This window comes from Ruegeria halocynthiae (assembly GCF_000743705.1).
Taxonomy (GTDB): Bacteria; Pseudomonadota; Alphaproteobacteria; order Rhodobacterales; family Rhodobacteraceae; genus Ruegeria; species Ruegeria halocynthiae_B.
Map to the genome: position 1 here is coordinate 75659 of NZ_JQEZ01000003.1, position 21474 is coordinate 97132.

Here is a 21474-nt window from a genome sequence, read left to right on the forward strand (position 1 = left end):
ACAAGGATGTTCTGTGCATTGGAAACTGACTGCCTGCATGATGTTGGACCGCTTGTTTTCTATCAGACAGTATATAGATGCCCGTCATTAATCCGACAATAGTTGTAAGGTATATGTGAGGCAAGGGCTGATCACAGAGGTTGGACGCCTACCACTCTTTGGAAAAATGGTGGAATACACACTCCCCGGCCACCCCCAAGTGTGCGATTCCAAACGGCACCTGCTGTTGGGTTAAGGCTGCAACCCGGCCTTTTGCAGGCTGTCGATCAACTTGCGCTGATACTCTGTGTTCAATTGCCAGATGGAAAGAACGCTTGTTGCCTCGACGGCAAACTCCGGGCGGCGCAGCAACAATTCCTCCAAAGCGGCGCGGGCGTCCGAATGGTTTCCCAGTTCCGCATTCAGCGCGGCGCGCCACAGATGGGTCCAAAAGAAATTGGGCATGTCGATTTGGTCCAACTGCGTCAGCGCCGCCGGATACGCGCCCTGATCGAACAGGTAGAATACCTGCGGAAAACGATACCACTGAGGATGCACCGGGTTCAGGGCAATTGCCCTGTCGACAATGGCCAGACCCTCGTTCCAATCGCCGCTAAAGGCCAACCGCATCCCGTAATGCGCCAGAATAGCGGTATCGTTGGGGTTGAGGGCCATCGCCCGCTGCCCGGCCTCTCGAAACCCTGCGATGTCACCCCGGGCAAACCGCACGTTCGCCAACATCAAATGACCCGCCGCAAGGTTTGGATCGATTCCCACTGCCCGCCGCGCCGCAGTCTCGGCCGCACCCAGAACCTGCGTTTGGTCACCGCCCAGACGAAATCGGATTTGCTGAAGATACAGGTTCGACAGCACGGCCCAGGCCTCGGCATAATTGGGGGACTTCTCCAGCGCACCCAAAATGCAGGATTTGACCTCTGCGTGGCGAGTCAGGTCGATGTTGATCTGATAGCTGTAATACCCAAGCACGCAATCATAGGCATCACGACTGTCGGGTGGGGTGCGGATGGCATCGCGCATCGCCTCTTGTGTCAGCAGGCCGTATTTTCCGGCCAGCTTACCGACCACATCGCGGATGACGCTGTCCTGAACGGCATAGATTTCGCGCGAGGTATTGCCAATCGTATAGCTTTGGACCCAGGCATAACGCTGATCCTTCAGGTCAATCAGACGGGCTGACAGACGCAGAGTATCTCCTGTCTCCATCACGCTGCCCTCTAACGCGAAATCGGCACCGAATTCGGATCGCAGAAGCTGGGTGTCGATATCGCCGCTGGCAAACCGCCGGGTGCTGCCAAGCGGCAATACCCAGATATCGCGAAACCTGATCAATTCCGAGGTCAGTTGCTGCGTCAGGCCATCGGCGAAATACGCAGGCCCGTCGCCCAGTGTTTCGATGGGCAGCACAGCCACCACCGGCCCCTTGGGCATGTCCGGATTAAATGCGGCGCGGGTGTCGCGCAAATGAAACAGGCCCCAGAACAATCCGGCCAGCACCAGAACCACCGCACCAATCAGCACGACGGGACCATACCGCCGCCCAGCTTCGGAAGAGGGTTCCGCCGATGTTGGCTGTGTCTGCGGCACAGGTTCGAAACGGGGCGCATAGCCGCCCTTGGGAATGGACAGGCGCAGCGGATCGTTGCGCCCGGCCCCGGCGTAATAGCCGTCAATGTCCTGTCGCAGGCGCCGCGCCTCAAGCCGGACGATCGGGTCTATCTGCTGGTCGAAACTTGCATCCCGGTCAAACACCGACATGGCGATGGATACGCCTTTGATCTGATCGGCCCGCCCGGCCAGATATTCTTCGACGATATAGCCGAGAAAGGCCCGGCGTTTGGGTGTCGCCGCAAAGTCGGGATGCGCCAGAAGGCGCTGCACCTGCGCGCGAATTTCACCTTCGGAAGGAGTCACCTGAAATCACCCTGTTCCGGCAAAAAGCCGGTAAAAACACTGCATTGCGCAGGTTCTTACAGTGGTTTCATTCCATGTAGCAACATGTTTGCACTTCCGCGGCCGAATTCTGTGGCTATGAGGGCCAAACCGCTGGCCGCATCGGTCAGCCCGGCGGGACGGGTTTGACCCTCGTGGCTCGCCCCGCCGAGGCCCCTGCGCCGAATTCGCATTTAAACCCCTTCGATAGGAACCGTTTACATATGGCACGCCGAAACATTCTGTTTTTGACCACCGCCCTGCTGGCGCTGACCGCCAGCGTTACCTCTGCGCAGGAACATTTCGACCCCAAGGGCAAGCTCCCGTCGGATTACACCGTCGAAATTCAGAAAAACCTGCGCGCCACCCTGCCCTTTGACGATCAGCGGGACTTTGAAGAAAGCCGCAAGGGCCTGATCGCGGTGCCCGACTATCGCCAGATCAAGACCGAGGACGGCACCGTTGCATGGGACATCGGCAGCTATGACTACCTGCTGGAAGAAGGTCAGGAATTCGATTCCATCCACCCCTCGTTGCAGCGTCAGGCCATTTTGAACATGAACTACGGTCTGTTCGAAATCCTCGACGACAAAATCTATCAGGTGCGCGGATTCGATCTGTCGAACATTTCGTTCATTCGCGGCGAAACTGGCTGGATCATCTTTGACCCGCTCGCGTCCAAGGAAACCGCCGCAGCGGCGCTGAAATTGCTGAACGACACGGTTGGGGAACTGCCAGTCAAGGCGGTGATCTATTCCCACTCGCACGCGGATCATTACGGCGGTGTGCGCGGCGTGATCACCGACGAAGACGTGGCCAACGGCGTCGAAGTCATCGCACCTGCCGGGTTCATGGAACATGCCGTGTCCGAAAATGTCTATGCAGGTAACGTGATGAACCGTCGCCTGTTTTTCCAATACGGCGTGCTGCTGCCGCGCAGCCCCTATGGTCACGTCGACCAGTCGATCGGCAAGAACATCTCGGCCGGGACCACCGGCTTGATCGAGCCGACCCGCTATGTCTCGGACGATTACGAAGAGATCACCATCGACGGCGTGCGCATGGTGTTCCAGAACACCCCAGGGACAGAGGCTCCGGCGGAAATGAACACCTATTTCCCCGACCTCAAGGCGTTCTGGGCAGCCGAGAATATCACCGGCACGATTCATAATATTTATACCCTGCGCGGTGCGCTGGTTCGGGATGCGTTGATGTGGTCCAAACACATCAACGATGCGTTGTACGAGTTCGGCCAAGAGACAGAGGTGATGTTCGCCTCTCACTCTTGGCCAAGGTTCGGCAACGACCGCATTCAAGAAGTGATGCGGGCGCAGCGCGATACCTATGCCAACCTCAACAACGGGGTGCTGAATCTGGCCAACAAAGGCGTGACCGTCAACGAGGTCCACAACGTCTATGAAGTGCCGCAAAGCCTGCAGGCCCAATGGGCGGCCCGCAGCTATCACGGTTCGGTCGAACACAACAGCCGCGCGGTGATCAATCGCTATCTGGGCTATTGGGATGCCAACCCGACCACTCTGACCCCCCTTTCGCCCGCCGACAGCGCCCCGCTGTATGTCGAGATGATGGGTGGCGCTGAACCGATCCTGACCAAGGGCCAGGAACTGGTGGACAGCGGAAAATACCTGGAAGCGACCGAGATCCTGAACAAACTGGTCTATGCCGAGCCGCAGAACCAGCAAGCCAAGGACCTGCTGGCCGATGCCTTCGAACAGATCGGATACCAAAAGGAAAGCCCCTCGGTCCGCAACTCATTCCTGGGTGCCGCCTATGAGCTGCGTAATGGCATCCCGAAGGGTGCAACGATCGAAACCACCGGTCCCGATACGATCAAGGCGATGCAGACAAGCATGTGGCTGGATTTCCTGGGCATTCGCGTCAACAGCGCCAAAGCCATGGATATGGAGTTCACTATCAATCTGGCGATCCCCGACCGGGACGAAAACATCGTGGTTGAAATGAGCAACGCGACCCTGACCCATATCGTTGATCAGGTGGCCAAAAACGCCGATCTGTCGATCAGCCTGAACCGCGCCGATCTGGAAAAAGTCATGACGGGTGAGCGCAAGCTGGTTGATATGCTGGCCGATGGGACCGCGCAGTCCGAAGGCAATGTCGATGTGGTGACACAACTGGCCTCGACCCTGGATCAGTTCGACATCGGGTTCGAGTTGATGCCCGGCACCGGCGCACAGGATCTGACGCCCGCGTCCAACGACTTTGCCCAGCCGCCTCTGGCCAATTCCAACGGCGGCTAATCCGGTTTGGATTTATGAAAACGGTTCGGGGCCTTGGCCCCGGACCCTGCGGTACCGGATTAGCTGGTACAGTCCAAAGCCTGATTTGACATGTCTCCCAAGCTCACACGTGACGGGTTTTGATTGCGCAAAGCGCCACCGGAAACGCCCGCCCCAACGGCGGTAAGCTCAGCCGCGTCCGCGATAGGGTGGAACCCCCTGATCGGGAATCCAGACGCCTTCGGGCAGCGCACCGGTTTGCCAGAACACGTCAATCGGGATACCACCGCGCGGATACCAATAGCCGCCGATGCGCAGCCAGCGGGGTTCCAGAAAATCCTGCAACCGGCGCGCGATCGAGATGGTGCAGTCCTCGTGGAAGGCGCCGTGATTGCGGAAAGCCCCCAGGAACAGTTTCAGGGATTTGCTTTCCACCAGCCATTCGCCCGGCACATAGTCGATGACCAAATGCGCAAAATCCGGCTGTCCGGTCATCGGGCAGAGAGAGGTAAATTCCGGCGCAGTAAAGCGCACGTTGTAATCCACATCGGCCTGCGGGTTCTGAACGCGTTCTAGAACCGCATCGTCGGGGTTGGTCGGCAGGACAGTGTCGCCGCCCAGCTGGGTGAGGTTGCTGTAAATATCGCTCATGTCTGTCTCCTTTTGGTCAGACGCCGCGTTTGTTGCCCCAGACCAGCACATGCAGCTGGGGCAGGATACGAGGGGTGAACCATCCGATCCCGAGGGTCTTGTCGATCAGCCATTCCAGCCGTCCGGTGGCCTGGTTCAGATCAACGGGCAGGTCGGGGTCCGTTTCCGGGTTTCCGGGTTGCAGATACAGGGGCAGATCGGGAAAACGCGCGGCCACGTCCCGCGCCCATTCAAAATCGGTGTCGTCAAAGATCACGATCTTCAGCGCCGTTTTTTCCGGGCGCACAACCAGACAGGCCCGAAATGCCTCCCAATCCATTGTCTCGCCGCTGCTGGGGGGTTTTGGGCTAAGCACAAGCATCGACAGATCGGCGAACCAGGGTTTGGCCACGGACCCCTGAGTTTCACAGGCGAATCCATACCCCTCGGCCACGCCGCGCCGGATCAGCGGGGCGAAATCCTGAATGGCCGGATTGCCACCGGACAGCGAAACGGTCAGAGGCCGCCCGCCGGACAGACGCTGCACCTCGGCCCAGACGGCATCAGTATCCATCGCGGCCCAATTATGGCGAAAGGCGCTGTCAACCGCGTGCAGGCTGTCGCACCACGAGCAGCGGAAATCGCACCCTCCGGTTCGCACGAACACGGTGGGCTGGCCGATCAGCGCGCCTTCGCCCTGTACGGTAGGGCCAAAGATTTCGGCAATACGCAGGGTCATGGTCGGTACTCGGCCCAGGTTTTGGGGGTCTCGGATACTTTCACCGCTGCGGTCTCGGGCCAGCGCACGGCACACCAGTCAAAGAAATGGCGCGCCATATTTTCTGCGGTGCTCACGCAATTCAGCACGTCATTCAGGTGCCGGTGGTCGAAGGTGTCGTCGATATAGGTCTTGAGCGGTTTCAGCTCGTGATAGTCCCGAACAAACCCATCGCTGTTCAGATCGGCCGCGGCCAGCTCTACCACGACGATGTAATTGTGCCCGTGCATCCGCGCGCATTGGTGGTCGTCGGGCAGGTGGGTCAGCTGGTGCGAGGCCGAAAAGTGGAATTCCTTGGTGATCCGGTACATCAGCCCTGTTTCCTTTCCACAGCCTGACGCCAGAAATCCGGGTCTTGATAGGTGGTTGGGTCGTCAACGCCGGCCAGATCAAACGCCTCGCGCCGTTCAACACAGGTGCCGCAGCGGCCGCAATGCAGATCGCCACCCTTGTAGCAGGACCATGTTTCCGCAAACGGCGTGTTCACCCGGGCGCCTTCGGTCACGATATCGGCCTTGGTGCGATGAACGAAAGGCACGTGCAGGGACACATCCGCATACCCAGCAAGCGCCGCGCGCTGCATGGTGTCGAAGGCGTTGGTAAAACCAGGGCGGCAATCGGGGTAGATGAAGTGATCGCCGCCATGGACGGCTGCCGCCACGGCATCATCGCCCTGCGCTGCGGCAACGCCATAGGCGATGGTCAGCATGATGGCATTTCGATTGGGTACGACGGTGACCTTCATGGTCTCTTCTTCGTAATGCCCGTCCGGCACCTCAAGATCGTCGGTCAACGCGGACCCGGTCAGCGACGCCCCGACCGAGCGCAGGTCGATCACGTGATGCGGCACACCCAGACGCGAGGCGCAGGCGGCGGCAAAGTCCAGCTCTTTGGTGTGGCGTTGGCCATAGTCAAACGACACCAACCGCGACAGGTTACCCTGATCCGCCAGCACATGCGCCAGGGAAACGGAATCCAGTCCGCCGGAGCAGACCAAAGCAGTTTTCATTTTGTCAGTCCTTGTTTTGATAACCGGGTAGGCTGCGACCGGCGGGCGGATCGCTACGGTATTTCCGGCGCAAGCACAATACCGCGTTCCGTCTTTGGCCAACGCATTGTCGTTGGAATTACCAAATTGTCTGTTCTTGACGTTCTTGTTACCTGCTCTGAAAGAACGTCTGACCAATCATGCCACACGAAAAGGGCATGCGCTTGCCGCACGAAGTCATCGCTAATGCTGGTTGGGCGTATCACCGCTCTGGGTTAAACCCACTGGTCGACAATTCGCGAGTTGCATCCGACGGGACTGACCAAAAGGCGCGGCAGGTGGAATATGGACAATATCGCAATTGCGATCCGGGGCAGGAAAAATTGCTTTGGCGCGCCATAGATACGGATCAAAGGACACATAGGAGCCTTAACAATGCGATCAAAGTTTCGCGCAGACCGATCCGAATACAAAAGAAGATCGTAAGCCGGGTGCAAAGGTGGCACCCGGCCCCGGTTGTTAGGGCAGCAGATCAGATGTCTGGCTAAACCCTGTCAAATCGAACCCGAACGAGATCGGTTCTCTGGCACTGTTTTGGGCTTCGATCTTCAATTGATTGCCCGCACGCATCGCTGACATCCATTCCGAAGTTACAGCGGATCGGGCAAAACAGCCTTGCGCCTCACAGGTCAGAAATTCCAGGTTTGCGACTTCGGTATCGTCGACTTTTGCAACCAGACCTTCGGAAAACAGCAGCCCGAATGGCAGGGTCAGCACGGCTTCAGCTTCGTCTTTTCCGGCCGTTTTTACAAACGCAACAGAAGCCAGCCGCTGATTGCTTTCACTCAGAACAATGCTTTGGGTCATTTCGCAGACCAACTCACCCCCGGTGACCAGATTGCTGCAGTTGACCGACCACGGTGGAGCCTCGCTTTGCTGCGCGGCCAGAGGTTGTACCATTCCCAATGACACCCCCAAGGCGCATACCCAAGTTTTCATTCTGCTGTCCCTCATTGATTAGAATTGTACCCCAAGGCCCAAACCGACCTGCAAGGCTCTGGTCGAGTCCCCGAACATATGATCAATGCTCAGGTTTATGAAACTGCTGTCATCCAGCGCAAACAGTCCCAACCGGGCCGACACCAGCCCATGGGCATTGCCGATAAAGCTGGTATTTGTGAACCCCCCGTCCGACGAGCTGGCACCATCGAAACCAGCGGTCACCGAGACGGTATCGTGGGACGAGATAATCGCCCCCATCCGGAAACTCGCCCGCAGCTTTTGTGTGCCGCTAAGGGTTTGTTCCGTTCCGATCTCAAGCGACGGCGTCAGGGAATAGATCATGTCGCTGTCGTCCTGCAGAACAATCCCCGACAGGGTTGCGTCGCCATTGCTTTCCGTGGCCAGACGCGTGGCGTCGACTGTGACACCGGGCTTCAGATATGATCCGCCGCCCGCAAACCTGTGATCATAGGCAAAGCTCAGGCGCAGGTTTTGGTGGTTCATCTTGTGTTTGATCGTGCTGACGCCAACCGTATCCACAACGGTACCATTCGGCAGCACCCCACTGAACCCGCCCGAACGCTGCGTGTCATAGTCCGACCAGCCGCCTGACAGCATGGCCGCCATCTCCCACGCACCGACATATTTGGTCAGCGACGCACCCAGATTGAACCGGTCGCCGGTTGCATTGTATTGGGATCCGTTCCGCAGGCTCATCTGGTCGTGACCCAAGGCGAAACCGGCATACAGTTCATCCCCGACCGGCATTCGGATACCCGCTGACAGGTTGGTGTTGGTTATGTCCAACTCCTCGTGGATGCCGGTTTGATCGCGGTCATAAAAGGATCTTCCGCCCGAGAACCAGACACACCGGCGCGGATCGTCGCCGGACTGATAGTCTGTGTAACGCTCGCAATCGTGCAGAACATCAGCGAAAATCCGGGTGCCGTTATAGGCATCAACCGCATCAGCGGCGTAATCCGCAGTTGAGTAACTGTCGATTGCGGCGATAACCTCAGCCTCGGTCTGCATGTTCCCGATCAGGGCGAATTGCTCGCCCTGTGCGGCCGACCCCTGCCCGTTCAGAACCCGATTGATATAGTCCCCCGCAGCGGCCTGATTGGCGTTCATCCCCGCGGTCGAATAATCCGGCGTGATCACCAGATCAATCGAGCTGCCGTCCGACGTAGACCCGTTCAGACCGATGGAATAATCCAGCACTACAGTGTCCTGAATGATCGTTCCCGCATCCGCCGCGTTGCCATCGGGGTTGATGATGACCAGAGGCAGGGCACGTTGCAGCGTATTGAGCTGCGGCAACACCGTACCGCCAATCGACGCATCCCCGGTGGCATTGACCAGATCGCTGCGCCCGCCCGACGCCCCTGAGGTCAGGAAGTACACATCAAAGGTCGACGTCGCCGTTGTGCCAAAGGCAAGGCTTCCGTTCAGGTTCGTGGTCTGGCTGACATTGCCGGTGAAGACAAAGTCACCTGATTGGGATGTGGCGGACAAAGGTGTGTTCATGCCCCAGTTGGCGCCCAGAACCAGATTGCCGTTCACCTGCATTTGCCCGGCCGCGCCCAGATCAATGGTATCAAGCGCATAGAACGCACCGCCATCTTCGACCGTCAGGCCGTTCGTGCCCCCACCCAGGTTCAGGTTCCCAAGCGCCGCACCCGCAAGCGAGACTTGCTCGTTGCCCGTGCCGCCATTCATGATCTGATCGTTTCCAGCAACCAGGACCGTATCTTGGGACAGGGTCAGCACATTGTTGGCGCCGCCATCCACAACGATTGACGCAATCGAATCCGTCTGGCCGGTGCCACCCATGACAACACCATCAAACCCAAGTGTGATCGCGTCCGCACCGTCGCGCCCGTCGGATTGCGCGAATACACCGATGCCGCCTTCGCCGACGGACAGGACATTGCCGTCCAGGGTCATGTCGATGGCCCCACCGGCCCCGGCCCCGCCAGCCGAACCACGATAGACCGAGTCCACCATACCGCCGCCGCCGCCCAGAGACTGCGCCACGATGCCAATGGCGTTTTCCCCGGTGGTCACGATGTTTCCGGATTGCGTGAAATCAATATCGCCACCGTCACCGCCATTGTTGTCCGACAATGTCACAGCGATTCTGCTGGCCTCCATGTCAGTCGAGACCAGACCGCCGCCGCCACCAATGCTTTGGATGACAAACCCGTGCGAGCCCATGCCACTTGTGGTCACATCGCCGGTGTTGGAGAAATCGACCGCACCGCCATCGCCAGTTGAACCATCCTGCGCGCCCAGTGTCACATCCGCGCGGCCCAGCCCGGCCATGACAACCTCGCCGCCGCCCGCGCCGATGCTCTGGACGCTTTGGCCAAAGGATCGGTCACCGCTGGTGAACAGATCCCCGTCCAACGTCAGGGTGATCGCACCGCCATCGTTGTTGAAGCTTGGATCAGAGCCCAGGATCACCGACGCTGCCTTTTCGCTGCCCGCTTCGCCGTCGCCTTCGCTGTTCAGCACAAGTTTGCCGCCGCCACCACCGATGGATTGTGTCGCACCGGCAGAGGAGAAAGCCCCATCCGTGCCGACATCGCCCGTCCGGTTGCCATTGACATCACCACCGCTGGCGTCATCCGTATCAATCGCGCCCAGACGTGCGGTGATGTCGATGCCGTCGCCGTCCTGAACAGCAACGTTGGTCGCGGATGTACCGCCGCCGCCGCCGATGCTCTGCAACATCAAAGCTGTCGATCTGTCGCTTTTCGTCACGATGTTGCCGGTGTGGGATTGCGCAACCTGATTGCCGGCCATGCCCGATACGTCGTCACCACCCAGTGCGATATCGCTGCTGATAACGCTGCCGGTCGCGCCAGCGGTCGCTGTCGTGAAGTCGACAGAGGTATCGACATTGCCGCCGCCGCCATTCACCGATTGCACGAACACCGCTTCGCTGCCCTCACCATTGACCAAGATGTCTCCGGTCGAGTTGACGGTCACAGTACCCACCGATCCGGTCGATCCCTCACGCGCACCCAGTGCTTGTGAGATGGTGTAATCCAGCGTCGAGACCAGCGGCGAAGAGACCGAATACCCGGCGTTGCCGCCGCCGCCGCCAACCGACTGCGCATAGATACCAAAGCCGTTTTCGGCATTCACGATAATGGTGCCGGTGTGGTTGACCGTGACGTCGCCGCCATCTGCACCCGATCCACCTGAACCGCCAATGGCAATCTTGGAATAGGACTTGCCGGTCATGGTGTTCTTGAGGTCATTCACATCCATGGCAACAGCCAGTCCGCCATTGCCGCCCCCACCGCCAACGGATTGCGCGTAAATGCCATAGGCGCTTGCCCCATCAACCTGGATATTCCCGGTGTTTGTGACAACCACGTTGCCCGCAACATTGCCGCTGCCGCCCGATCCGCCGATGTTCAACTGCGCGGTGGGCGAACTGCTGTCGCCTGTCTTGAGGCGCAGCGTGCCCGTGATCGAGCTGCCGCCGTTGCCGCCGCCGCCGCCAATCGACTGCGCAAAGATGCCATGGGCACCATCGCCGGTTGTCATGATCGTTCCCGCGTTGGTCACCGTAACGGTGCTGCCGGTGCCACCGGTACCGCCCGATCCACCCAGACCGAATTGCAGCGCACGCCGCGTGCTGGCCTCGGCCCCGCCATAGCGCCCATCGACCGAAATCGTCGAGCCGCCGTTGCCGCCACCGCCGCCGATGGATTGCGCAAAGATGCCGTGGCTTTCCGTGCCAGAGGTCAAAATTGTCCCGTCGGTTTCGTTGACCACTGTAACCGTACTGGCGGATGCGCCCGATCCACCAGTGCCGCCGATCAGAATGGCGTTTGTCGTCGCCCCGTCCGAGGAACGGCCCAGAATGATATTGCGCACCTGTTGCGCATCACCACCGCCGCCGCCGACAGACTGCGCATAAATGCCAACGGATTTATCGCCCTTGGTCTGGATCACATCGCGGTTCGTAACTGAAACCGCCGCAGAACTTGCCCCCGTGCCACCGTTGCCACCAACCGACAGGGTTGCCGTGTTTCCGATGTCTTTGCGCAGGCTGATGATCCGGTTTTCGACCACACCACCCATGCCGCCACCACCGCCAACAGACTGGGCGAAAATGCCATGAGACATCGTACCCGCAGTGCTGATCATCGCGTCGCTGACCACGGTCACAGTGTCCGAGGTCATGCCATCGCCACCCGTGCCGCCGATGTTGATCGACGCCGTGGTGCCAACCGTCGACGGTTTGACCAGTGCTTTGATGGTGTCGAGGTTCGATTGACCCGCCTGCACCATGCCCCCAGTGCCACCGGCGCCACCAATGGATTGCGCCATCAGGCCGATTGAACGGTCACCGAAGGTCGCGATTTGCGCGGTGTTGGTCACGTCTACTTTGCCGCCAACGCCACCGGTGCCACCTGTGCCCCCGATGGATAGCGCAATCGAAATGCCCTTACCGGCCGAGTTGCTGGCCTTGCCGCCATTGCCTCCGCCGCCACCGACGGACTGGGCAAACACGCCGTGGGCATCCGCGCCCTGCGTGACCACAGTTCCGGCCACAACGGATGTGACATCGCCCGCTGCCCCGCCTGTGCCGCCTTCAAGACCGACCGACAGGCTGGCCTTGTTGCCTTTGCTGTCGCCAGATTTGGGCGTTCCGATGCTGACCGAGGTCGATGTCGAATTGCCGCCACCGTTGCCGATGGACTGGGCAAAAAAACCGTATGAGCGGTCGCCCGTGGTGCCGATGATACCGTTTGAGCTGGCAAAGACATTGCCGCCGCTGCCCCCGGTGCCGCCGGTGCGACCAATCTGAATGTTCACATTGCCACCATCGACCGCAGTCGAAACCGAGTTGTAACCGGCATTGCCACCGCCGCCGCCAACGGACTGCGCGAACAGACCGTGGGAATCCGCCCCGATGGTGGTGACGTTGCCGGTGTTGCGAACATCGACCGAACCGCCAGTGCCGCCCTCACCCGTGCCGCCGCCGATGGCCAGGCCAAAGCCTTTGTTGGTCGCGTCCGAGGCCAGCTCGTAGGTCATGCCAAGGTTCAGGGCCGCGTTGCCGCCGCCACCGCCGATGGATTGACCAAAGATCCCATGGCTGCTGTCTTGCTTGGTAAGGACATCGCCGTAATGGTCGATATCCACCGTCCCGCCGTTGCCTGCAGTTCCGGCATCGCCACCGATGGCGATGACCGCCGAAACGCCGGTTTTGTTGCCCGAGGAATCCGCCGGGTTGGTTTTGCCCTCAAGCTCATCCAGTACATTGTTGTAATTGGCGATCACTGAATCATCGACGCCCGAGTTGGTCGGCGTCTTGCGGTCGGTTGAATCGCCGGTCCCGCCGTTGCTTTGGTTGCCGGTTGTTTTGCTGATGCCCACCACCGCGTTGATCCCGGCATCGCCGCCGCCGCCGCCGATGCTCGACGCCTCGATCCCGTGCGAACCAACACCATCGGTTACGATTGTGCCCGCCGCAAGAGCGGCTGACCCACGCGCGACGGTCACATCGCCTGCATCACCGCCGCCACCGCCAAACCCGCCGATGCCCATCGCGATGGGAGAGCTGTCCTTGGTGCCGACAAAGGTCGCGTTGATCCCGCCGGTGCCACCACCGCCGCCAATGCTTTGGGCAAAGATACCGCGGGCGTGATACCCATTTGTCGCAATATTGCCAGTTTGCGTTACGGATACATCACCGGCATGTGCCCCGGTGCCACCGTGACCGCCCAGACCACCTACGATGCTCAGGTCGGTCTTGCCGCTGGAATTGTTGGAATCGCCATAGTTCAGCTGTCCGGTCACATTCAGCGCGCCGTTACCGCCGCCGCCCGCGATGGATTGCGCCAGAACGCCGTGTTTCCAGTTGCCCGCGACCGAAACCGCGCCAGTGTGATCCACCGCCACATTACCCGAAACATTGCCGTCACCGCCAAAGCCGCCAACGCCAAAGGTCACCGAGGGGATCTTGCCATCCTTGCTCAGGGCGATACCGCCTGACACGTTCAGACCGCCATTGCCGCCGCCGCCGCCAATGGATTGCGCCATCAGACCGGCGGACCCGTCGGTATCCGGCTTTTCTTCGTTGAACACACCCATGTCGATAAACAGGCGCTCGAGCCCGAAGGTCGAGGTCAATTCTTCGGTTTCATCAACGATCGTATCGCCCAGGAAATCACGCAGTTTGTCTTCAAAGGTGGTGTCGCTGGGGATCGAGATATCGTCCGGGTTCGTCGAAACAATGATGTTCGCCTGGCTTGTGACCGTGACGTCGCCCGCCTTGCCCCCGTTGCCGGCAAACCCGCCAACGCCCACGATAAGCGAGCTGTCGGACACGATACCGCCCGACACGTTCAGGCCGCCATTGCCACCGCCGCCGCCAACTGATTGCGCCAACAGGCCGGATTGCCCGGTGCCATGCGCCATGATCGTGCTGCCCGCGCCGATGTTGACGTCGACATTTCCGGCATCACCACCACCGCCGCCAAAGCCACCGACACCCACAACAACAGCATAAGATTTGCTGCTGTCCGTCAGACCCGCACCGGGTTTACCGCTGATCGCAATGCCACCAGACACATTGGTGCCACCGTTGCCGCCACCGCCGCCAAGGCTTTGTGCAATGATGCCGCTGGCGCCTTTGCTTTCATCAATGGCAAATGAACCGTCCGCTTGCTGCACCATCGGAACCGCCTGCACGTTGCCGGTAAAGTCCAGATCAACCGCGCTTGCGTTGCCGCCCGATCCGCCAAAACCGCCAACACCAGCCGCGACCGAAAAGATCGTGTCCGAACCCGATGGTTTGGTCAACGCCAGACTGCCCGAGATATTCACGCCGCCGGTTCCGCCGCCGCCGCCAAGGCTCTGCGCCAACAGACCGTGCGATCCGTCACCAGTAGTCATGACGTCGCTTTCCACATCCAGCTTCACAGTACCGGCGTCACCGCCACCGCCGCCAAAACCACCAAGGCCCAAAGCAACCGCAGCGCCGGATTTACCCGTCAGGTTGACCGCGCCAGATACGTTAAGGCCGCCATTGCCGCCGCCGCCGCCGACCGATTGCGCCATGACACCGATGCTGTCCGCGCCCGTCGTGACCACCGAGGTTGTATCGCTGCCATCCGTGCTGGACCGCAGGGTGCTGATCACGTTACCTGCATTGCCCGCACCACCGCCAAAGCCGCCAACACCCAGGCTGATCGCGCCGCCGTTTTGCTGACTGATCCCCAGCGAGGCCGAGATATTCGTGCCGCCATTGCCGCCACCACCACCAAGGCTTTGGGTCAGGATGGCGGTGCTGCGGTCTCCGCTTGTGCCGACACCGCCGGTGATGGTGGATTGAACCAGCGCCCCGGCATCTGCGCCGCCGCCGCCAAATCCGCCAACACCGATGCCCACCGCCGCATTCGTCGTCCGCGACAGGGACAAGGCGGCCGAGATGTTCGTGCCACCATTGCCGCCGCCGCCGCCAAGGCTTTGCGTCAGAATTCCAACCGAGTCATCCCCGGTTGTTGTGACCTTCCCGGTGACTTGCTGCGTGACATTGTCCGCCGCGCCGCCATCACCGCCAAAACCGCCAACACCGATGCCAAGACCGCCCGAGAAGTTGCTGGCCACTGAAATCGCGCCGGAAATATTGGTAGCCCCATTGCCGCCACCGCCGCCAAGGCTCTGCGCGATGATACCAGCCGAGCGTGTGCCCGACGTTTCGACGGTGCCGTCAAACGTATTATCGACCACACCGCTGGTGCCACCGCTGCCGCCAAAGCCGCCGACACCGATACCTGCTGCGCCCGAACCCGTGCGGGCAATGCTGATCGCGCCCGAGATATTGACGCCGCCATTGCCGCCGCCACCGCCGACGGACTGAACCAGAACACCGGTTGCGTTTTCACCGGTCGTGGTCACATCGCCGGTGACCGACCCAGTGGCCGAGCTGGCATTGCCGCCATCGCCACCGGAACCACCGATGCCGACGCCGACGGCTCCGCCGCCGGTGCCCGAAAGGTTCACCGCCGCCGAAACATTCAGCCCGCCATTGCCGCCGCCACCCGCGGCGGATTGCACCAGAACGCCGCTAGAATTGTCGCCCGCCGTGGTGACATTGCCGACAACCGTACCGCTGGCCGTATCGGAATTGCCGCCATCGCCGCCGCTGCCACCAAGGCCGACCGATGCGCCGCCCGATCCTTTTCCGGCCACCGTGACCGTGGCGGATATATTCATGCCGCCATTACCGCCACCGCCGCCAAGACTTTGTACGATAACACCGCCCGAGTCGTTGCCCTGCGTCGATACATTGCCGGTCAGCGTCGCCCCGGCCGTGCCCGCATTACCGCCGGTTCCGGCAGCACCACCAAGGCCAACCGATGCGCCACCCGACCCGGTGCCCGCCGCCGCCACCGCGACCGAGATGTTCATGCCGCCGTTACCGCCACCGCCACCTACGGATTGCGCCAGCAGACCAGACGAGGTTTCACCCAAAGTCACAATGTTCCCGGTGACGTTTGCCGTGACCGCCGATGCGTCGCCGCCACCCGTGCCGCGACCGCCCAGGCCCACGGCTGCCGCTCCGGCCCCCGTGCCTGCGCCGCCCACCGATGCCGAGACGTTGAACCCACCGTTGCCACCGCCGCCGCCGATGGATTGCGCCACGATCGCACTCGACTGTGCGCCTTCGGTCTGAACGTCATTTGCAACTGTCAGGCTGACAACGCCGCCATTGCCGCCGCCACCGCCCGAGCCGCCCAGACCAACACTGATTGCGCCCGCGCCGGTGCCCGCCCCTGCAAGGGCAGGTGATACGTTGAATCCGCCGTTGCCGCCGCCGCCGCCAACCGATTGCGCCAGAATGCCGACCGATGCGTCGCCTCTGGTCACCACATTGGCCGTGGTGCTGGCCGTGACCAGACTGCCGTCGCCGCCGCCTGCGCCCGAACCACCCAAACCGACGGATACGGCACCCGCACCCGTTCCGGCACCCGATACAGTTGGGGCCACATTAAAGCCGCCATTGCCGCCACCGCCGCCGATGGACTGCGCAACAAAACCGCCTGAGGCAAAGCCATCCGTCAGAATTGTCCCATTCGACGTCAACGTGACGTTGCCGCCTTTGCCGCCCGTGTCGCCCGAACCACCAAGACCAACACTGACCGCGCCGCTGGCCGTGCCTGCACCGGACAGGGTTGCAGAAACATTAAACCCGCCGTTGCCGCCGCCACCGCCGATGGATTGTGCCACAACACCGGATGACTGGTCGCCGCGAGTCTCAACCGCATTGTTGGATGTGGCGATAACGGTGCTGCCGTCGCCGCCGCCTGCGCCCGAGCCACCCAGCCCGACTGAAACCGCGCCTCCGGCTGTGCCCGAACCCTGAACCGAGGCGCTGACGTTGAACCCGCCATTGCCGCCACCGCCGCCAATGGATTGCGCCAAAAATGCCGTGGCCGAGTCGCCCTGCGTCAGGATCGTACCGTTTGACGTCAGCGTGACTGCACCGCCATTGCCGCCGCCGTCGCCGGTTCCGCCCAGTCCGACGCTAACCGCGCCAGAGCCTACGCCAGCACCCGCCCCGGTGCCCGAGACGTTAAAGCCGCCGTTGCCGCCGCCACCGCCGATGGATTGCGCCACGACACCGGATGACCGGTCTCCGGCAGTGACAATAGAATTCGCAGTCGTCAGACTGACCGACCCGCCAACCGCGCCACTGCCGCCGTCGCCACCCAGCCCGACCGAGACCGCGCCGCTGGCAACCCCTGCCCCGGCCAGCGAGGCGCTGACGTTAAAGCCGCCGTTGCCGCCGCCGCCGCCGACCGATTGTGCCAGAACAGCAGTAGAATCTGCGCCGCCGGTGCTGACAGTTCCCGTGACCCGACCTGTTACAGACTGTCCGATACCACCGCCAGAGCCGCCGCCGCCAAGCCCCACCGTGACGGCACCGCCACCTGCACCTGCTCCTGCGATCCCGGCCGTGACGTTGAAGCCACCATTACCGCCGCCACCGCCGATGGATTGGAACACGACGCCGCCCGAATTGTCGGAAAGCGTGGTGACATTTCCGGCCACCTGGCCTTCGACCACGCCGCCATTGCCGCCCGAGGTTCCGTCTCCGCCCAATCCGACACCGATTGCTCCGGCTCCGGCCCCACCTGCCGCCACGCCTGCGGTGACGTTGAAGCCTCCATTACCACCGCCGCCACCGACGGACTGGATCACAACCCCGGTCGAGCGCAGCCCTTCGGTGCGCACATCACCATTGACGCGAACACCGGTTACAGTGCCGCCGATACCACCGCTGCCACCATCACCGCCAAGCCCGACACCAACAGTTCCGGCACCGGCACCGCCAGCGGCCAGCCCGGCCGCAACACTAAACCCGCCATTGCCGCCGCCGCCGCCAATGGATTGTACGATGATAGCTCCGGAATCGTCGCCGCGTGTCGTTACATCTGCGTCTACCTGCGCGGTCACGTTCCCGCCTGCGCCACCGCCGCCAGACTTGCCGCCAAGGCCCACGCTGACCGACCCGGCCGCCGCGCCACCGATATCGGCGCTGGCTCCGACGCTGTAGCCGCCATTGCCGCCACCACCACCGACGGATTGTGCCACAACGCCGCTGGAGAATGCTCCGCTGGTCTCAATCGTGGTGCCGCCCGCGACCAGAGTGACATCGCCACCGGTTCCGGCACCGCCGCCATCGCCGCCTATGCCGACGTTGATGCCCACAGCGGCCCCGGCGCTTGCGCTGATCCCGGCGGCGATGCTGCCACCACCATTACCGCCACCGCCGCCAACGGATTGCGCGATCATCGCGCTGGAGTTCGTTCCGGTCGTCGCGACGTTAGCATTGGTGTACACCTGCACATCCCCGCCATTGCCAGCACTGCCGCCCTGACCACCGATCCCGACCGAGACATTGCCGGAAAACAGGGCCGAGGCCCCGCCAGTCGCGGCCACAGCCAGACCGCCATTGCCACCGCCGCCGCCGACAGACTGGAACAACATACCCGTCGATCTGTTGCCGGTTGTGACAACCGTGCCCTCGAACCCTGCGGCTGTTGCCACTCCACTGCTGTTGAATTGTCCGACCGTGACAGACCCGCCGTCGCCGCCCGAGCCGCCATCGCCACCGACACCAACGGCCAGAGACCCCGAAACCGGGCCGCCGGATACTGCGACCGAAACAGCATACCCGCCGTTGCCGCCACCGCCGCCAACGGATTGCAACATGACACCGATGGCGTCATCCCCCCCGGTTTGTACCGACGCCGAGCCGCTGCCGCTGATCGTCACGTCGCCGCCGTCGCCGCCATTGCCCGCCGAGCCGCCGACCGACACCGAGGCCGCGCCAAAGGCCCCAACAGCCACGGAAACTGCACCGCCGCCATTGCCGCCACCACCGCCAACGGATTGCGCAAAAACACCTGTTGATCGATCGCCCGAGGTCCGGATAGCCGACGGCTGACTACTGTCGGTGTTGGACAAGGTGACATCCACGTCACCACCAGCACCGCCTGTCCCGCCATCACCGCCAATGGCCACGCCCACAAATGCGCCAACTGATCCGGACGATCCGCCATTGCCGCCGCCGCCGCCAATCGACTGGGCCAAAATGCCCATCGCATCATCGCCAACCGTGGTGATGATCCCGTCATTCACGATGGTAACGGTTGATCCGCTACCGCCGCCATTGCCGTTGCCGCCAACCGAGACCATGCCGCCGGACGATCCGCCGTCACCGCCGCCGCCGCCAATGGACTGTGCGATGATACCGCGCGCACCATCGCCTCCGGTTTGGATACTCCCCAGATTGGTCACGCTGACCGCAGCCCCCGCGCCCCCTTTGGATCCCGTGCCGCCGATTGCGACCAGTCCATATGTGTTTGCGCCCGTGCCACCGCTGCCGCCAATAGATTGCGCCATAACCCCGTCGGCACCCTCGCCCGAGGTCAGAATACTGCCGGACCCCTGCACCGTGACACTGACGGCGCTGCCGCTGCCGCCGTTCGATCCGACACCGCCCAGAGACAAGGACACCAGCCCGCCCGCAGTTCCACCCGAACCGCCGCCGCCGCCAATTGACTGGGCGACGATCCCGCGCGAGAAATCGCCCTGCGTTTCAATTGCACCACCATGCGAGACTATGACCTGCCCGCCGTCGCCGCCATTATCCGCACCACCGATCAAGGACACCAACAGGTTGCCGCTGGTGCCCGCAGACCCGCCGGACCCACCGATGGACTGGGCATAAATCCCGTTTGCATAATCACCTGTGGTCAGAATGCTGGCGGTCGAGGCCGTATTGACCGTAACCGTACCGCCACTGCCACCAAATCCGCCGTCACCCGACGATCCGACCAGGCCCCATTGCGCCCCACCATTGCCGCCATTGTTGGACACACTCAGCGCATAGATGCCATCGGCGGATTCACCGGTTGTGGAAATCTCACCCCTCTGGGTGACGGTCACATTGCCGCCATCGGAAGAATGCCCTCCGGTGCCGCCGCCGGGGGCTGCGAAACCGCTGCCGCCATTGCCAGCCTCACCGCTTCGGCTGAATGCGAAAATACCGTCGTTGTCGCTGCCTGATGTCTGAATCGTGCTGCTGGTCGCCTGCGTCGCGTTGACGGTGCCGCCTTTGCCGCCATCACCCCCATCGCGCCCATCCCAGAAACTCAGGTACGAATCGCCGCCATTGCCGCCATCACCGCCAACACTGCCGACCTGCCACCCAATATTGCTGCTTGCGTTGACGTCCGCGGTCAGGGTTTTGGTTTGCGTTGGACCATTCGAACCATTCCCGCCCGAGCTTGGCGGAACAACCAACGCGCCGTCCCGGCCATTGCTGCCATCCTGGCCGTAGACAACCTGGCTCACACCATTTGGACCTGAGACATCCTGAGGGGGCGTAACAGCACCTGGCGTTCCGGTGCTGTTGAAATTGCTGTCGTACTGCGAACGGGTCAGCTGCGTGGACAGGCTGCCGGTGCCCGAGGCCCCCGAGTTGCTGATTTGGGCTGTAGTTCCGCTAACGGAAACAATACTGAAAGCCAGCGGCGGATTGTCGGAATTGTAAATCGTGTCACCAGCGCCTTTGACCAGAAAAACGTAACCGTCAGCCGTTTCCACAAAAGCGGTCGTACCAGCCGTGGGCGTTGATGCCGGGTCCACGATCAGCGCGCTGACGGTCGTATCCATACCGGTTACAGGGTTAGTGACAGTGTCGCCGACTTTCGAGGCCGACGTCGGCGCCGCATGCAAAGATGTTGAAATTAGAACAGAAATTGAGATCGCAATCAGCAGATTGAATTTCGTAGTCACTCTTGAACCCCGCAACCGAGCTTACCAAAACGGACGGGCATTGGCCGTGTTCTCGAAGAACAACAACCTACGATTCAAGCTGACCCCATCACCATACAAAGCAGATTATGTACAAGTTTAAGGAGATTAAAAATTCATTCTTTAATCTTCTGTAAATTCGCCCCGGCCATGGCTCAAATGCAACATTTGAGAGGCACCTTTGAACAAAATGGCCAAGATGGCAGCCCACATTGCCCCACCAGTTTCATACCGAAAACCGTCCCCTGGCTTTCACAGAGCACGGCCAATGGACGTGAACCCGGCCCCCGCCTCATTTGCCCCGCATCACCAACAACTGATTTTGCGCCCTTGCCGGAAAAAATGCAGGTATTGCGACTTTGAACGTCTCACCTGTTTCAATATGCCCAGAGACACCCTGTTGGCAAAAACAGGCAGCTCATCTTGCGTCGGCGCAGACAACCCCTGCGAAAGTCCCGGTTTACCCGGGCGGTTCTTTTGGGCTGTGCTGGGATGAACATCGTTGCAACCCATAAATCCGATCAAAGCCT

8 protein-coding genes are annotated in these 21474 nt (G+C 61.3%); 1 reads left to right on the forward strand and 7 read right to left on the reverse strand.

What is annotated here, in order from left to right; translation table 11 throughout:
* Positions 1-231 precede the first annotated feature (231 nt).
* Complete coding sequence (locus JT51_RS11275; protein WP_037312458.1) at positions 232-1911, reverse strand: tetratricopeptide repeat protein; 1680 nt, start codon at positions 1909-1911, stop codon at positions 232-234.
* 242 nt (positions 1912-2153) lie between these two features.
* Here JT51_RS11275 and JT51_RS11280 point away from each other — a divergent pair, with 242 nt between their 5' ends.
* A complete protein-coding gene (locus JT51_RS11280) occupies positions 2154-4208 on the forward strand; it encodes an alkyl/aryl-sulfatase (protein WP_081894665.1) in 2055 nt (684 codons plus the stop codon).
* A 168-nt stretch (positions 4209-4376) separates the two neighbouring features.
* On the opposite strand, the gene queF is transcribed toward JT51_RS11280, so the two are convergent.
* The 6 genes from queF to JT51_RS11310 form a co-directional block, all read right to left on the reverse strand.
* Positions 4377-4838 carry a preQ(1) synthase gene (queF, locus tag JT51_RS11285; RefSeq protein WP_037314076.1) on the reverse strand — a complete coding sequence of 154 codons (462 nt, stop codon included), beginning with the start codon at positions 4836-4838 and terminating at the stop codon, positions 4377-4379.
* A 16-nt stretch (positions 4839-4854) separates the two neighbouring features.
* Positions 4855-5556: a 7-carboxy-7-deazaguanine synthase QueE gene (queE, locus tag JT51_RS11290; RefSeq protein ID WP_037312461.1), complete on the reverse strand. Its 702-nt coding sequence runs from the start codon at positions 5554-5556 to the stop codon at positions 4855-4857.
* Complete coding sequence (queD, locus tag JT51_RS11295) at positions 5553-5906, reverse strand: 6-carboxytetrahydropterin synthase QueD (protein ID WP_037312464.1); 354 nt, start codon at positions 5904-5906, stop codon at positions 5553-5555. The genes queE and queD overlap by 4 nt, the downstream gene beginning before the upstream one ends.
* Entirely contained in the window at positions 5906-6604 is a 699-nt protein-coding gene (queC, locus tag JT51_RS11300) for a 7-cyano-7-deazaguanine synthase QueC (RefSeq protein ID WP_037312467.1), read from the reverse strand. The genes queD and queC overlap by 1 nt, the downstream gene beginning before the upstream one ends.
* Before the next feature lie 498 nt (positions 6605-7102).
* Positions 7103-7582 carry an invasion associated locus B family protein gene (locus tag JT51_RS11305; RefSeq protein ID WP_160175179.1) on the reverse strand — a complete coding sequence of 160 codons (480 nt, stop codon included), beginning with the start codon at positions 7580-7582 and terminating at the stop codon, positions 7103-7105.
* 18 nt (positions 7583-7600) lie between these two features.
* Positions 7601-20926: an autotransporter outer membrane beta-barrel domain-containing protein gene (locus tag JT51_RS11310; RefSeq protein ID WP_037312472.1), complete on the reverse strand. Its 13326-nt coding sequence runs from the start codon at positions 20924-20926 to the stop codon at positions 7601-7603.
* Positions 20927-21474 lie beyond the last annotated feature (548 nt).